Origin of the sequence: Arthrobacter sp. S39 (assembly GCF_004320525.1) — a bacterium.
Lineage (GTDB): Bacteria > Actinomycetota > Actinomycetes > Actinomycetales > Micrococcaceae > Arthrobacter.
Window position 1 is genome coordinate 22909 of the sequence record NZ_SIHX01000015.1, and the last position, 14749, is coordinate 37657.

Sequence of the window (14749 nt, forward strand, 5' to 3'; positions counted from 1 at the left end):
TTTACTCCTTGGCTTTCAGGGGCGACGCGGCGGAATCGTCGTCGTCGAAGGGGTAGGGGCGGGCCGGGCCGTCCTCAAGCATGGAGTCGAGGAGCTTCTGGGTGTAGGACTGGGACGGTGCAGTGAGGATCTTCTCTACGGTGTCCACTTCCACGAGGCGTCCGGACTGCATCACTGCCACCCGGTCGCAGATGTCGGCTACCACACCGAAGTTGTGGGTGACCATGACCACGGCCATGCCCGTTTCGCGCTGCAGGTCCCGGAGCAGGTCAAGCACTTCGGCCTGCACGGTGACGTCCAGGGCGGTGGTGGGCTCGTCCGCGATGAGGAGGCGGGGGTTGCAGGAGACAGCGCCGGCGATGAGGACCCGCTGGGCCATGCCGCCGGAGACTTCGTGCGGGTAGGACTTGAAGGTCTTTTCCGGGTCGGCGATCCCCACCCTGGCCAGCAATGCCAGTGCCCGGCTCCTGGCGTCGGCCTTGGAGAGTCCCAGCCTGGTCCGCATGGGGACGGTGAGCTGGTGCCCGATCCGGAATGCAGGGTCCAGGTTGCTCATTGGTTCCTGCGGGATGTAGGCGATGTCGGTGCCGCGCAGGGCGGTCCGGTCCTTGGTTCCGAGGGCAGTGAGTTCCTTGCCGTCGAAGAGGATGGAGCCGTCCGAGACGTGCCCGCCCTCGGGCAGCAGGCCCAGGACAGCGAAGGCGGTCTGGGTTTTGCCGGAACCGGATTCGCCCACGAGGCCCAGGACTTCGCCGGGCGCGACGTGGAGGCTGACGCCGTGGACCACTTCCTTTTGACCGGAACCGGTGCCATAGGCGACTTTGAGGTTCTGCACGGACAAGAGCGCATTGGCGGGGTGGGCCGGTGCGGGCGTGGCGGAAGGTTCGACGGCGGTGCGGGCCGGGAGCCGGACCGCACGTGTGGTGCCGTGGCCGCGGTCCTCCAGGGCATCGCGGAGCGCGTTGCCGACGAGGATGAGGGCCATGGAAACCAGCCCGATGGCAAGGCTGGGCCAGAGAATCAGCCCTGGGCTCAGCGCGATTTTGCGGAAGCCTTCGTTGAGCATGTTGCCCCAGGAGGGGACAGTGCTGTCGGTGATACCGAGGAGTTCCAGGCCGGCCTGGACGGAGATGGCGATGCTGGCCACGCGCGCGGCCTGGATGATGACCGGTGCCCGGACCACCGTGAGGATGTGGCGGGCGATGATCCTGGCATCGCTGAGGCCCGAGACACGGGCGGCGTCGACGTAGAGTTCATTGCGCACGGCCTGCACCGCCCCGCGGACCACCCGGAAGAAGGCCGGCGTGAGCAGGATGCCGAAGGTGGCCATCGCGATGTAAACGTTCGGTCCCACGACGGTGGTCACAGCAAGGAGCACGACGATGCCCGGAAGTGACATGGTCAGGTTATTGAACCAGGACGCCACGCTGTCGAACCAGCCGCCATAGTAGCCGGCCATCAGGCCCGTGGCCACGCCGATGGCCATCGAAATGGCCAGGGAGATACCGGAGCCGGCGAGGAGCACCTGCGTGCCCCACATGATGCGGCTGAAGATGTCCCGGCCTGAGCCGTCAGTGCCCAGCAGGTGAGCAGCGCCGGGCGCGCGGTTCGCTTCGCGCAGGTTCACGCCATTGGGGTCGGGCAGGCCCAGGAAGGGCACCACGACGGCGATCACAATGACGGCCAGGAGCACCAGCGTGGAGAGCAGCCCCAGGGGGTTGCGGAGGAACCGCCGGACCAGTCCTGAGCGGGGGACGACGGGTTCGACGTCGGTGGGTACTTCTGTCGCAAGTGTCATGACAGTCGGACTTTCGGGTTGAGCCAGGCGACGAGGATATCGACGACGAGATTGACGGTGACGACGATGAGCATCAGGGCCAGAACCACACCGACGATCAGGGGAAGATCGGTGCGGAAGGCTGCCTCGACGGCCAGCGAACCCAGCCCGGGCAGGGCGAACAACACTTCGATGAAGACGGCGCCGCCGAGGATGCCCACCACTTGGACTGCCAGGCTGGTCAGGCCGTTCGTGGAGGCGTTGCGCAGCACGGAGGTCAGGATGATCCTGCGCTCAGAGAGCCCGCGGCTGCGAACGGTTCGGATGTAATCGTGATGTAGCACGCCAAGGGTGGACGAGCGGACCTGCTGGGCCACACCGGCAACGCCACCGATGGCGAGGGCGATGACCGGCAGGGTGATGGTCCTGGCCCAGCCGGCCGGTGACTCAGTCAGGGGGATGAAACCCGTGGCGGGGAAGATCTTCTGCTGGATGGCAAAGAAGGTCACCAGGAACAGGGCCACAATGTAGGGCGGCAGCGCATCCCCGAGGGTGGCCAGGATCTGCAGCGTACGGTCCACCCAGCCCTTCCGCACTGCGGCGTAAATGCCTACCGCGAACGCGACGACCCCTGTCAGCAGGGTCACCACCACCACCAGGCTCAGGGTCACCGGGAGCCGGATCAACAATGTGTCCCACACAGACTGGCTGCTGAAGAAGGAGACGCCCAGGTCTCCGGAGATGGCGTTGGAAAGCCAGTCGAAATACTGGACTATCAGCGGCTGGTCCAGGCCGAGTTCCTGGTTCTTGAGTGCAACCTGCTCCTCCGTGGCGCTTTCGCCCAGAACATTGCGGGCGACATCACCGATGCCTTGATAAAGAAGCACCCGGGCCAGGAACGACACAACCACGAGCAGGACCACGGCGGAGAGTAAACGCCGCAGCAGAAAAATAGTCACTTGGGACTCCTATGTCCGGGATGTCGCGTGGGCCGGGGCACCAACCCCGGCCCACGCGGACTGCTACTTGCCGGTGGGCCTGTAGTTGTAGATGGACGGCACGGCCTGCTCCGTCTGTGGCTCTACCTCAACGCTGGCGTTGTGGTAGAAGTGGGACTCAAGCCGGTAGAGCGGGCTGAACCAGTAGTTGTCGACCATGTACTCATTGACGGCCTTGTCCGCATCCTTCTGTTCAGCCTCGGCACCCGTCTGGGCCTTGGTGAACAGGGCGCTGAGCTCCGGCGTCGTGACCTTGAAGGGGTTCCACGGAGCGTTGGGTGCTAGCTGGAAGAGGATGTGCCGCCAGTCATCACGCTGGCTCAGGGCCATGTAGGAGATCGGGAATTCGCCGCGCTGCATGGACGGGATCGCCTGGCCGGGTCCCCACTGGTGACGGTTCACGGTCACTCCGATGTCCTGCCAGTTCTGGATGATGGAATCGTAGATCGACGGGTCAAACACCTGGGTGATCGGGAACGTGAAGGTGAGGTTTTCCGCACCGGCCTCCTTCAGGAGTTCGCGGGCACGGTCCGGATCATAGGTGTACTTGCCGTCCAGGGCCTGGTCGTAGCCGGCCGTTCCGGGCCGGAACGTCTGGCTGGTGAGAGTGCCCTTGCCGAGGTGGACAGCCTGCAGGAGCGCTTCGCGGTCGATGGCGAGCGTCAGGGCCTCGCGGACCCGGACATCCTTGAGCTGCGGAAGTTTCGTTCCATCACGGTCGAAGAAGAAGATACCTTCCCAGTTCACCTCAAAGGGCTTGTGCAGGAGGCCTGCGCCTTCAGCCTCGACGGCCGTCGCGGCCCGGCTCAGGGTGGCGGCGTCGACCTGGCCGGATTTGAGCGCATTGAGGCGGGCTGTTTCATCCGTCAGGATCTGGAACTCCACCTTGTCGTACGGGAGCTTGTCGCCCCAGTAGTCCGCGTTGCGGACATAGGTGATTTTCGAACCTGCCACCGTGTTGGCGGAATCCAGGGTGTAGGGGCCGGAGCCTACCGGCTTGGTCTTGATCGCGTCAGTGCCAATAACCTTGGGGCTGGCCATAAGGCCTGCCGCGTTGGCCAGGGAGTAGGGGAGACCGGGATCAGGTTCGGACAGGCGGATCACGGCGGTGGTGGCGTCGGGGGTTTCAACAGTCTGGACGCTGCGGGCGGTACCGGCCAGGGGGCCGTTGGCCTTGGTGAAGTGCTCCAGGTTAGCTTTCACCGCTGCCGAGTCAAAGGCGGTCCCGTCGGTGAACTTCACGTCATTGCGGAGCTTCAGAGTGTAAGCCTTGTTGCCGTCGCTTGGCTCCCAGGAGGTGGCGAGCATCGGGCTGAGGGTGCCGTCCGGTTCCCGCTTGATGAGGGTGTCGTAGACGGCCTGGTAGATCGGCGCCTGATGGCCTTCGTTGGCCTGGGCCGGGTCGTAGCTGGTCGGCTCCTGCAAGGAACCGATCCTGAGCAGGGGAGCGGTCTCCGGCCCCGCCTGGGTGGTCGTGGACTCCTGGGGCGTGCTGCCACTGCAGGCAGTGAAGGCCAGGGATGCGACGACGGCTGTCACCACCGTCGAGAGAACGCGGCTTTTGGTGCTCATCATGTCTCTTCCTAAAACTCCGTTGTGGTAGGTGGGGCCGCGAAAGTCGTGTGCCCTGGATCACATACTAAACTCAGTTAGGTATTCGTGGCAAGGAATTCTTTTCGATAGCGCATGAAGGGGCTATCGCCAGCCACAACTCAATTCTCAAAGCCAAACGATCTTTGGTTTGGACACCCCTGAGGGGTCTTCCGCTAAGCGGCCATTGGGAAGGCACCGTCGGGCTGCCGATCGCACACACTATGCAACTATGCACATAGGAAAATGCCAGAGATAGCTATTTTTCAGTCTGGATTTATAGCCAAGCGTTCCACTAGTGTTATGACGACTACCAACACAGACAGGACGCGGTCAATGAAGATCATCTACGTGGACGTGGATTCGCTCAGGCCGGACCACACGGGTCCCTATGGCTACCAGCGGTCCATCACGCCGAACCTTGACGACATGGCCCGGAACAGCGTCATGTTTGACCGCTACTACTGCTCGGATTCCCCCTGCCTGCCGTCCCGCACGGCGCTGACCAGCGGCCAGCACGGAATCACCAACGGCGTGGTGGGCCATTTCGGCGACGATGCACGGTTCCGCCTGGATGCCGGCCACGGACCGCAGCCGGGCAGGCCGCTGCTGGGACAGGCCCTCAACGCCGCCGGTTACACCTGCGCCGCCGTATCGTCCTTCGCGGAAAGGCACCGCGCTTACTACTTCATGGGCAACTTCCGGGAAAACGTCCAGGTCACGCCGGACATCGGCGACGAGCCTGCGGACATGATCACCGACGCCGCCCTGGACTGGATCGGACGCCACCGGGACGAAGAGAACTGGTACCTGCACGTCACCTACTGGGACCCGCACACGGACTACCTGCAGGACCAGTCATGGACCGCCAAGGCCGCCGCCGCTGGTCCTGCCCCTGAATGGCCGGACCAGGCGGCAATTGACGGGCACGCCGAGGTGTACGGCGCCCGCAGCGCCCTCGACCTCCATTACTCCGGCGGCCCCCGCAAGTCAGGGGTTCCGCACAACATGCCCGACGAAATACGGACCCGGGCAGATTTTGAACACCTCATCAACGGCTACGACGGCGCGATCCACTTCTGGGACTCCGAATTCGGACGGCTCCGCCGTGCCATTGAGGCCATGGGACTGGCGGACGAGGTGGCCATCGTTGTCTCGTCCGACCACGGTGAGTCGTTCGGGGAAATGGGTCTCTACGCCGAGCACGGCCTGGCCTCAGAACCGGTTCACCGCCTGCCGATGATCGTGCACTGGCCGGGCATCACCGACCAGGAAGGTGTCGCAGCCACCAGGTGCGATGCGTTGCTCTACAACATCGACTACGCGCCGACCATCCTGGACCTGCTCGGCGTGGACAAACCCGAAAAATGGCAGGGCAGCTCCTACGCCGACGCCGTCCGGGGCAGCACCATCGAGAGCCGGCCGTACCTGGTGTGGGGCCATGGGGCACACACCTACCAGCGGGCTGTCCGGACTCGGGACCACCTGTACATCCGCACGTACCATCCGGGCTGCTTCCGTGCCGAATGGGAGTCCCTCTTCAACGTGACCGAAGATCCGTACCTGACCAGCAACCTCATTGCAGAAGACCCGGAGCTGGCGGCGCGGATGCGTTCCAACCTGTTCGAATGGCTCAGCTTCTATGCGGGCACTCCAGGCGCCCTCCCTGATCCGATGCAGGGCGCCCTCCAGGCCGGGCCGACGCTCTACAACCAGCCCGAGGTCTACATGGAGCATCTCCGCAGCACCGGACGACGGCACCTGGCAGACGACCTGGCAGCACGGCTCCAGCCGATCAACGGCGCCACCCAGGTGTCATGGCACGCCCAGGTTCCGGTGTCGGAGCAGGACCGGGCGGCCATGCGCCGCCGTCGAGAAGCCGCACTGAGCAAGAAGTGACGAAGCACGGAATGGAAGTGCAGGAAGCGACAGGGCAGGTGACCGGCAAAGCATCCCTCGCCCGGCTGGATGTGATTCTGTTGGGGCTGCTGTCCACGGGAGACCGGACAGGCTATGACGTCTGGAAGTGGTTCGAAGGGCGGGGGTCTTTCGTGGGGTACTCCGCCGGGACCTCGCAGATCTACCGGCAACTGGGCAGGCTGGTGGAGTGGGAATGGGCCGCTCCCGTCCCGGACCTGCCCCGGTCCGGCCCCGACACCAAACTGTACAGAATCACCGGCTCCGGGCTGAAAAAACTCGAGGACTGGATCGACTCCCCCTATGTTCCGACACGCCGCCCTTTGGACCCTGACTTCCAGGTCAGGCTTCGGTTCGCCGGAAGCAGGAGCCCGGAAAAGGCACTGGAGCTGGTCCGCATCGAACTGGAGTTCCGCCGGGAGGCGGAGGCCAGCCTGGACAGGTCGTTCGACGACGTGCTTGTCAGTGCTGACGCCGGTCCGGCCGAACGCCAGTGGCGCGGACAGTGGCACCTGATGCAGTCGGAGCGGGGCCACTACATGGTCTCAAACCTCATCGCCTGGCTCGAAGCGACCGAGAGGCGCCTGCAGGCCATCAGCCAGGCGTAGCTCAGGGGACTTCGGTTTCCGGCACGGTGCCGGCATCAACCACCTTCCCGACTGGGGTAAATGCCGCAAGCTCCTGCGCCAACCGCGTGAGGACAGCCTCGGAGATCGGTATGACCCTGGCCATCTGGTGCAGCGTGAGCTGGGCGCGGATGTTGATCAGTTCGGTGGAGACCAGCTGCGGCAGGTGCTTTGTCAGGATGGCCTCGCACCGGGGATCGCGCCGTAGTTCGAGGATCGGGATGTCCAGGCCTGCACCGCCGTCGGAAAATCCTGACAGCGGCGGCAGCGGCTCCAGGGCGGCTGCCGCGCGTGCGGCCTGTTTGCGGACCAGCAAGTGACCGGCATCCGGAATGGTGCCAAAGGGAATTCCCAGCCGGTCGAACTGGCTGGCGGGCGCTTCGGAATCGTGCATCAGGGTGGCCAGCAGGCGGAGCATGCGCAGTTCCATGTCATCGTCGGTGATGGGGGAGTTCTGGCCCGGGTCCGTGGCGAGGTCGAACAGCAGCGTTCCATGGGTCCAGGGATTCATCAGCGACCTGGCCTGGATTTTCATGCTGCGAAGGCCCTTGGTGAACCGGAACGGTTCTGCAGGTTGCCAGTCGGCGAGTTCCCCGACGGCGAACCGTGCGCGCATGTGGGTGGGCATCAGCGTGAAGTCCTCCAGCGGCGCGTTGGAGGACTCCGCGGAGGCGCGCATGTAGACATACCTGCCGTCCGTGACGTTGACGTGTCCTCCGTGGATGCCGAAGAGCGCGCCGCGATGCACCTCCGCGTCATCGTCAAGTACGGCGGCGAGGTCCTGGCCCTGCATATCCGGCGTCGGCTCCAGCCCGAAGTACCGCAGCAGGGTGGGCGCGATGTCGATGGTCTGGGTCAGGGCGCCGCGGCGGGTTTCCCGGCCTCCCGTACGTGGATCCCAGAGGAACATCGGCAGATGCACCAGTTCGTTGAACCACGGCATGACTGACTTTGCCCACCAGCCGTGCTCGCCGAGCAGGAAGCCGTGGTCTGTATTGACCACCAGCATGGTGTCTTTCCACAGGTCGTGCCGGTCCATGGCATCCAGAACACGTCCCAGCGACTTGTCGCACATCGACACCAGGGCAGCGTATTCGTAGCGGGCGTGGTCCACCTGTTCATCCGGCTCCGAGACCTTCTGGTAGCTGGGCCAGTCGAACTCGGGCCCCGCGTAGTCGTGCGGATACTTTGCCTTGTAGGTGTCATGGGTGAAGAAGGGTTCGTGCGGATCAAAAAGCTCGAGCTGGAGCATCCATTGGTCCGCCGCCTGGTTGGTCTCAATGAACTCAAGCCCGGCGTCGACCGTCCGGGTCTGCGGGTGATCGGCCTCTGTGGGCATATAGCTGCGGTTGATGGCATCCTGCCGCCTCGTCCGCGTCATTGCCGTGCCAGCGCTGCCCTGCGGTGTCACCACGCCCTTCCAGGGGTCACCTTCCTGGCCGCGGAAAAACTCCCACGTTGTGTAGCGGGGGTGATACGTGGCGCCGCCGTCCTCCCAGTAATGCGGGTGGTCCGAGACCAGGTGGGTGTGGATGCCCGCCTGGCCCAGCATCTCGGGCATGGAGTCATCGAACGGCTCCAGCGGGCCCCAGCTGCGGTGCAGGAAGTTGTAACGGCCGGTGTGCATCTCGCGCCTGGCCGGCATGCAGGGCATGGAGCCGGCATAAAAGTTATCGAAGGTGACAGACTTTTCGGCCAGCCGGGCAAAGTTCGGGGCGTCGACGATGGTGTCGGCGTAAGGCGCCAGCATGTGCCGGTTCAGGCTGTCGAACATCAGGATGATGGCCTTCATCAGGGTCCTTTCAGGATGGGCGCGGAGTCCAGGACTCCTGCGCGGACTTCGGCGCGGAGTTCGGTCAGCGCTGCCACGTGGGCGTCCATGCCGGCGGACCCCATCCGGTGGAGCCGCTCCTTGACTGATTCGGCGAGTTCTTCGTCGAAGGCGATGGCGGGATCCCAGTCTTCGCGGCGGTCGCGCTGCCGGTATTGGGCAATCTCGTCCTGCCTGGTCCGGATTTCGACGTCGAGCAACGAGGCAAGCTCTTCGCGGCCCATAAACCCGGCAAAGCTGAGGCGGACAGTGAGTTCCGGGTCCTGGAAGCGGGTCGGCGGTGTATAGGGGCCGGTCAGCCAGTCGAGGAACATGGCGGTGCCCTCGTCGGTGACGCGGTAAGTTTTGGCGTCCTGCGCCCCGGGCCGGCGGTCCACCGTATGGGTTACCAGCCCCTGCGACTCCATCAGTCCAAGCGACCGGTAGACCTGGCTCATCTGGGTATTGGACCGCATGAACCGCCCATGGTTGTCGAGGAATTTTTTCAGGTCATAACCCGTGCTGGGATGTTCCAGCAACACGCCAAGAAGGATGTGCTCAAGCTTCATCGCGCCGCCTCCTGTGAATGCGCGTCAAGGCTTCGGTTCGGCCTTGACAAACAAAACCATGACACAATTGGAATAGTCGGGTCAATGGCACAAGTGGAATGGTTTTGGTAAAGTCGCCGGGACCGCCCTATTTCCGGGAGACAACGTGGAGCAATCAGACCGTCCCGAGCCGCGCAGCTGCTGTGCGCCGTCCAGGGCTGCCGGGAGCGGACAGCGGCAGGTGATTGACGCCGTCGGCCGTTCCTCGCATGAGGACGTGCCACTGGCAGGGGGCGGCTTCCAGATGGGCGACGCCTTCGGCGAAGGGTATCCGTCCGACGGCGAAGTGCCGGTGCACGAAGTCCGCCTGCCGCCGTTCCGCATTGACGCGACGGCGGTGACCAACCGGATGTTCGGCGCGTTCGTCGCTGACACGGGGTACCGGACCGAAGCCGAGCAGTTTGGAACGTCCGCCGTTTTCCACTTGCTCCTGGAGGCTCCCGCGAATGACGTGCTCGGGGCCGCGGAGCGGGCACCGTGGTGGCTGAACGTGCGGGGAGCGGACTGGGCGCACCCGGGCGGCGCGGACTCCCATTGGGCTGACGTGCCGGATCATCCGGTGGTCCACGTCTCCCACCATGACGCACTTGCGTATTGCTCGTGGGCCGGACGGCGGCTGCCAACGGAAGCCGAATGGGAGTTCGCGGCGCGGGGAGGCCTGGCTGGAAAACGCTACGCCTGGGGAGATGAGCTCACGCCCGGCGGCGGGCACCGGTGCAATATCTGGCAGGGCACTTTCCCCGGCACAAACACCGCGCAGGACGGATTCTCCGGGACCGCTCCCGTGAAGTCGTTCGCGCCGAACGGGTACGGCCTGTATGAGACCGCCGGGAACGTCTGGGAGTGGTGCGCCGACTGGTTCCTGCCGAAGTACTACCGCAACTCGCCGGTGGACAACCCGCAGGGGCCAACCATCGGCGCGGGCAGGGTCATGCGCGGCGGTTCCTACCTTTGCCATGACTCCTACTGCAACAGGTACCGGGTGGCCGCACGGACGTCGAACACACCCGAATCCTCGAGCGGGAACTGCGGTTTCCGCACTGTCGGACTGGAAGCTGCCGCCAGCTAGCTGATGGGGCCGTCGACCATGTCCAGGCGGATGGCCATGTACTGCCGTGCCGGAAGTTCAACGCGGAAGATTCCGCTCCGCTGGCCGTCCAGGCGCTCGACGGTCATGTTCCAGGTGTCGATGACGTCCACTGTGCACGCCTTGCCCGGCGGCAGGAAGATGGTCCGGTAGCTGGGCCGGTTGAACCCGAAGTAGATCAGCTCCTGGACGCCGGGCACCCCTCCTCGCGGGGCATCCCAGTCTCCAGGCAGCGGGTCCAGCACGCCGCCCGGAGCCTGCCGCAGGATCTCCGCCAGGAACCCGATGCGGGCGGGGCTGTCGCCCACCAGGCTTCCGCCTTTGGACCACCAGAGTTCCTCGGCTTCGTTGAGGTAGGTCTCGCCGTGCCCCACGTAGCCGCCACGGACGGCGCCTTCCCAGAAGCGGCGCACCATTTCTTCGCCGGTGATGTTGCCCCAGCCCTGGTCGATGTCCCCCTCGTAGGCGCACTCGTCTATCACCACCGGCTTGCCCCAGGCTTCCCGCCAGGCGTCGGTGTTTTCAGCAGTGCGGTAGACATCGATCCGCTGGACGCTCGCGTGCGTGATCCATGGCCTGTTGTAGTCGTAGAAACCGAAGCAGTTGTGGATGGACAGCAAGTGGCCGGACGGATCGTTGGCCGTGACGACCCCGGCGATGCGCTCCCAGTCTTCAACCGACTTGGCACGCAGGAGGTCGTACTCGTTGGCAACCGACCACCACACATTCCGGTAGGCGGAGAGCCGGCGCACCAGGTAGGAGACGAACAGGTCGTCCGCAGCGGCACCCATGTCCGAAAATCCCCACCGGTCATAGGCGTGGAACAGGATCAGGTCCGCTTCGATGCCCAGCTCTGCCAGCTGACCGATCCGAAGCTCGAGCTGGCGGAAGAATTCGGGGTTGAACCGGGTGAAATCCCAGTCATCCCCGGAGCGCTCGAAGGCAAACAGGTCCGGTTCGTTCGTGTTGAAGAGATATGACTTGGGAAAGACGCACATCCGGATCTTATTGAAAGGGGACCCGGCCAAGGCCTCCAGGGTGCGCTCCTGGACGGACTGCGGCTGGTGCGTCCAGGCGTAGGCAGTGGTGCCGATGGGGCTGTAGCGTGTGCCATCGGCGTGCGCAAAATGAAAACGGTCGGCAACGCGTACAGGCCCATGGTTGACCGGAGTCGGGGCGGAACAACGGAACGCCCCCTTGAGCCCGTCCAGGGAACGCGCATTCGAGCGGGTCGTGAACGTCCATTCCCCTTGCCGGTCGGGCATGAACCGGACTTTGTAGGTACCGCCGCCGTCGTAGAAACCGCCAACCGGCTGTTCTGCCCGCCCGTCGGCATCGGCGTGGACAAAGACCGCTGTGAGCTCAACATCGGTGAACGGGTTCCCCAGTGCAGGACCGTCCATGGTGACCTCGAGAATGTCCCAGCATCCGACGTCGACGGCGTGACTTAAGGCGGCGGAACCCCGCGCCACGGATTCGGGCTCATAGTCGTTGGCGGGCGCCGCGTGGCGCGTTTGCGGCATCTGGCGGTGGTCCTCCCGGGGAAGGGCGCCCAGCAGTTGCCAGAGTTTCGCCAGCTCATTTTCGTTACTGCTCAGGGTGGCGTTCATTCCGAGGACCTGGCCCACCGGCAGGTCCTTCAGCTGGGGCAGCATTGGCGAATTGACGATGCCTGGGAGGTAATTCTGCACCACGGCCCGGGCTGCCCGGTTTGCGAGTACTTCGTGGAGGGGACTGTCCGGGTTCAGCGTCATTGGTAAGTTCCTCGGGATCGAAAGGCGGCATCGGCCGCGTCTGACATCACCCTAAGGGCCGCACCTAAATTGGTCAACCGGTCGATGTGTTGGCCCGTTAGCCTGCGGGCATTGCTGCTGGCGCTCCCGGAGGTGATGCTGGCATCCCACCTCATAGGCCTCCCGCAGCCAGCCCGCCAGCTCTTCGTCGACATCGGCAGGTCCGGTGAGGCGGACGGTATGGATGTGCGTGTAGGGCGTTAGCGTTTCAACCTTCCGGAACCGTGGAGATTCGATCCCGCGCGTGAGCGAAACGAACCAGTTCGCGCCGCTCCGCAGCCGGCAGTCGGCGCCATTGTTCAGCGGCGCCCGCTTCATGGTGGAGCGCCAATGCTAGGTCGCCCGGCGGAGTGACCTGCCCGGCAGGTTCCGGCTGGACATCAACAACTACGGAGTCGCCGGCGCTCAGGCCTGTTGCCGCACGCAGGCCCCCGGAGAGATACAGGACATGCCCGGCCGGCCTGACCGGCATCAGGGTTGCGTTGAAGTCCGCTCCCTCAAGGCGCCCGGCGACCCTGATGCGGCCCCTGTCCGCAAAGGGCACCAACTCAATCCTTGCCGCATCCGGGATGTCGAGGAAATGATTGCGCCCTCGCACACGCACTACGCCCGCCGAAGCGGACCATGCGGCCATTATTTCGCCGCATCAGCAGCCCTGCAAGGACCGGGGAACCTCCTAGTGCGACCTCGCCATGGCGAGCCGGTTAAGGGCCAACGCGCCAACCAGGAGCCCGAAGTCCCGGAGGGCAACGTCATAGAAGCTGCCAAGGATGAGGAGGTTGACGATGATCCCCAGCAGCCAGACGGCCACAATCAGGGACCCGATGCGCGGGCGGACCGCCACGAGGATGCCTGCGATGATCTCGACCACGCCGACCACGTACATGATGGTCTGCGCGGGAAGCGGCACCAGGCTCGTTGCCACCGGTGCCAGGTAGACGGTCCAGTCGGCAAGAATGTTAGTGAACTTGTCCAGCCCGAAAAGTATGGGGGCAACGGTGAAGACGGTGCGAAGCAGGACGAATGCCTGGCGGTCCGGCTCTGCAGCCTGGGATCGGCCGTTCGACCTCTCCGCAACGGTGGCTTTCATGGTGATCTCCTTCTAAAAGTAGGTAGCATCATTTTAGAACCGCTAGGATGATAAATCAACGGTTCTTGTTTTTAGAGAGGGGCATCCATGCGCAGGCTTCCGTGGCCCGGCCGGCTGGCCGCCGTCGCATCCCTGGGGGATGAAAAGCGCCGGCAGCTCTTTGAAGTTGTGTCGTCGTCGGAAGCGGCTGTGGGCCGTGACGAGGCGGCACTGGCCGTGGACCTGCCCAGAAGCACGGCGTCGTTCCACCTTGACCGGCTGGTAAAGGACGGTCTTCTGTCGGTTGAGTTCCACAAACCCGCGGGCAAAGCCGGTCCGGGATCGGGACGCCCCGCCAAGATGTACAGGACCGCGGAGTCAGAGGTTGGGGCGTTTGTGCCGGACCGTAACTACGATCTCGCCGGGGAGCTGCTGGCTGCTGCCATAGAATCCTCGTCAGCGGGCGGCATGCCCGTGCGTGTTGCACTCCTGGCCACGTCCCGTGAAGCCGGGCGCGCGGCAGCCGCGGGAAACGGAACGCTGGAAACCTTCCTTGCCGCCGAGGGCTACCAGCCTGAACCGGACGGCTCCGGCGGCCTGACGCTGGTGAACTGCCCGTTTCACCGGCTGGCCGCTAAGTTTCCGGAGACAGTCTGCACGATGAACGGCGCTTTCCTCCGTGGCGCAGCGTCCGGATGCGGCGATTCCGAGGAACGGGTGCACGGAAACAACACTCCCGGGCAGTGCTGCGCCAGGATCGCCCCGCCCGTACCGGGAGACTCCGTACCGGGAGACTCCGTACCGGGCGACGCGACACCGGGCGACGCGACACCGGGCGACCCTGAACCCGAAGACCCGGGACCCGATGGCCTCAGTCAGCCGCCGGCAGGAACTGCCCGTTCCTGATCCGCGATGCACCGAAGGTGACCGTGACCGGCGGAATGCTGACGGGCTCGCGGGACCGTGACCTTGGCCGGCCCACGGCAACGTGCGGAACCCAGTGCGGGTACCTGAACCCAAGAGCCTGCGAACCGAGGATGAAGTCGTCCACGTTGTCCACGAGCAACCGGTCCAGCAGCCCGCGCAGCCCCTCCACCAGGGAGACCTGGTAGTCATGCACCTGCTGTGGCACATCCACTTCCAGTCCTGAGATTCCCCCACCGCCGAGCACAATGAGTCTTTCCGCCGTTCCGGGAAAGCCGTCCAGAACGGGCAGCGCCTGCAGCCACCGGACCGTCTCCCGGGTCGCAACAGCTGCAGGGGTGATGCCCTTGGTCCATTCGGTGACGTCGCGGGAGAAGTCTGCCAGGATGCCGATGTGCAGCAGTGTCAGATGCAGCCCGTTCGGCCGGCGCAGGGCGTCGACGTGCTGCCCCAGCTCTTCGTAGTCCGCCGGCCCTGCCCCCACGCCCAGCACGGGAACCTCCACCGTAATGCGCGGAACCGCCTGCATCCGGACCTCCTTCCACCTGCA

The 14749-nt window shown here is 64.6% G+C and carries 13 protein-coding genes; 4 read left to right on the forward strand and 9 right to left on the reverse strand.

The genetic code is table 11. The features are described 5' to 3' along the window. Nucleotide 1 precedes the first annotated feature (1 nt). The 3 genes from EYS21_RS20730 to EYS21_RS20740 all read right to left on the reverse strand — a co-directional run bounded on the left by EYS21_RS20730 (nucleotide 2) and on the right by EYS21_RS20740 (nucleotide 4350). Nucleotides 2–1798: a dipeptide/oligopeptide/nickel ABC transporter permease/ATP-binding protein gene (locus EYS21_RS20730; RefSeq protein ID WP_131135135.1), complete on the reverse strand. Its 1797-nt coding sequence runs from the start codon at nucleotides 1796–1798 to the stop codon at nucleotides 2–4. Then, entirely contained in the window at nucleotides 1795–2736 is a 942-nt protein-coding gene (locus EYS21_RS20735) for an ABC transporter permease (protein ID WP_131135136.1), read from the reverse strand. Before EYS21_RS20735 ends, EYS21_RS20730 begins: the two co-directional genes overlap by 4 nt. A 63-nt stretch (nucleotides 2737–2799) precedes the next feature. Then, nucleotides 2800–4350, reverse strand: coding sequence for an ABC transporter substrate-binding protein (locus EYS21_RS20740; protein WP_131135137.1), 1551 nt, complete (start codon nucleotides 4348–4350; stop codon nucleotides 2800–2802). A gap of 351 nt (nucleotides 4351–4701) precedes the next feature. On the opposite strand from EYS21_RS20740, the gene EYS21_RS20745 reads away from it, so the two are divergent. Both EYS21_RS20745 and EYS21_RS20750 read left to right on the forward strand, forming a co-directional pair. Then, the gene (locus EYS21_RS20745; RefSeq protein WP_131135138.1) at nucleotides 4702–6264 is read left to right on the forward strand and encodes a sulfatase; all 1563 of its coding nucleotides are present in this window, start codon (nucleotides 4702–4704) and stop codon (nucleotides 6262–6264) included. After that, on the forward strand, nucleotides 6261–6890 hold the full coding sequence (locus tag EYS21_RS20750) for a PadR family transcriptional regulator (protein WP_242633541.1): 630 nt from the start codon (nucleotides 6261–6263) through the stop codon (nucleotides 6888–6890). Before EYS21_RS20745 ends, EYS21_RS20750 begins: the two co-directional genes overlap by 4 nt. Before the next feature lies 1 nt (nucleotide 6891). Here EYS21_RS20750 and EYS21_RS20755 read toward each other — a convergent pair whose 3' ends face one another. Then, complete coding sequence (locus EYS21_RS20755) at nucleotides 6892–8700, reverse strand: sulfatase (protein ID WP_131135139.1); 1809 nt, start codon at nucleotides 8698–8700, stop codon at nucleotides 6892–6894. Next, complete coding sequence (locus tag EYS21_RS20760; RefSeq protein WP_131135140.1) at nucleotides 8700–9287, reverse strand: PadR family transcriptional regulator; 588 nt, start codon at nucleotides 9285–9287, stop codon at nucleotides 8700–8702. The genes EYS21_RS20755 and EYS21_RS20760 overlap by 1 nt, the downstream gene beginning before the upstream one ends. Before the next feature lie 220 nt (nucleotides 9288–9507). Between EYS21_RS20760 and EYS21_RS20765 the strand changes: the two genes are divergently transcribed. After that, nucleotides 9508–10395, forward strand: coding sequence for a formylglycine-generating enzyme family protein (locus EYS21_RS20765; RefSeq protein ID WP_242633544.1), 888 nt, complete (start codon nucleotides 9508–9510; stop codon nucleotides 10393–10395). On the opposite strand, the gene EYS21_RS20770 is transcribed toward EYS21_RS20765, so the two are convergent. The 3 genes from EYS21_RS20770 to EYS21_RS20780 form a co-directional block, all read right to left on the reverse strand. Next, on the reverse strand, nucleotides 10392–12167 hold the full coding sequence (locus EYS21_RS20770) for a DUF5605 domain-containing protein (protein ID WP_131135142.1): 1776 nt from the start codon (nucleotides 12165–12167) through the stop codon (nucleotides 10392–10394). The two genes, EYS21_RS20765 and EYS21_RS20770, sit on opposite strands and share 4 nt — an antisense overlap. A 247-nt stretch (nucleotides 12168–12414) precedes the next feature. Then, nucleotides 12415–12840 carry a DUF1905 domain-containing protein gene (locus EYS21_RS20775; protein ID WP_131135143.1) on the reverse strand — a complete coding sequence of 142 codons (426 nt, stop codon included), beginning with the start codon at nucleotides 12838–12840 and terminating at the stop codon, nucleotides 12415–12417. A gap of 42 nt (nucleotides 12841–12882) precedes the next feature. Beyond that, nucleotides 12883–13296 carry a hypothetical protein gene (locus EYS21_RS20780; protein WP_131135144.1) on the reverse strand — a complete coding sequence of 138 codons (414 nt, stop codon included), beginning with the start codon at nucleotides 13294–13296 and terminating at the stop codon, nucleotides 12883–12885. A gap of 87 nt (nucleotides 13297–13383) precedes the next feature. Here EYS21_RS20780 and EYS21_RS20785 point away from each other — a divergent pair, with 87 nt between their 5' ends. Next, entirely contained in the window at nucleotides 13384–14181 is a 798-nt protein-coding gene (locus EYS21_RS20785) for a transcriptional regulator (RefSeq protein WP_242633542.1), read from the forward strand. Here EYS21_RS20785 and EYS21_RS20790 read toward each other — a convergent pair. Next, the gene (locus EYS21_RS20790; RefSeq protein WP_131135145.1) at nucleotides 14147–14728 is read right to left on the reverse strand and encodes a hypothetical protein; all 582 of its coding nucleotides are present in this window, start codon (nucleotides 14726–14728) and stop codon (nucleotides 14147–14149) included. The genes EYS21_RS20785 and EYS21_RS20790 overlap by 35 nt on opposite strands. Nucleotides 14729–14749: the final 21 nt, after the last annotated feature.

What these genes read in the sequence shown, in the direction of transcription:
- EYS21_RS20730 (WP_131135135.1), bottom strand. Translation starts at nt 1,798, where the DNA reads ATGACACTTGCGACAGAAGTACCCACCGACGTCGAACCCGTCGTCCCC.
- EYS21_RS20740 (WP_131135137.1), bottom strand. Translation starts at nt 4,350, where the DNA reads ATGATGAGCACCAAAAGCCGCGTTCTCTCGACGGTGGTGACAGCCGTC.
- EYS21_RS20745 (WP_131135138.1), top strand. Translation starts at nt 4,702, where the DNA reads ATGAAGATCATCTACGTGGACGTGGATTCGCTCAGGCCGGACCACACG.
- EYS21_RS20755 (WP_131135139.1), bottom strand. Translation starts at nt 8,700, where the DNA reads ATGAAGGCCATCATCCTGATGTTCGACAGCCTGAACCGGCACATGCTG.
- EYS21_RS20760 (WP_131135140.1), bottom strand. Translation starts at nt 9,287, where the DNA reads ATGAAGCTTGAGCACATCCTTCTTGGCGTGTTGCTGGAACATCCCAGC.
- EYS21_RS20770 (WP_131135142.1), bottom strand. Translation starts at nt 12,167, where the DNA reads ATGACGCTGAACCCGGACAGTCCCCTCCACGAAGTACTCGCAAACCGG.
- EYS21_RS20775 (WP_131135143.1), bottom strand. Translation starts at nt 12,840, where the DNA reads ATGGCCGCATGGTCCGCTTCGGCGGGCGTAGTGCGTGTGCGAGGGCGC.
- EYS21_RS20780 (WP_131135144.1), bottom strand. Translation starts at nt 13,296, where the DNA reads ATGAAAGCCACCGTTGCGGAGAGGTCGAACGGCCGATCCCAGGCTGCA.
- EYS21_RS20785 (WP_242633542.1), top strand. Translation starts at nt 13,384, where the DNA reads ATGCGCAGGCTTCCGTGGCCCGGCCGGCTGGCCGCCGTCGCATCCCTG.
- EYS21_RS20790 (WP_131135145.1), bottom strand. Translation starts at nt 14,728, where the DNA reads ATGCAGGCGGTTCCGCGCATTACGGTGGAGGTTCCCGTGCTGGGCGTG.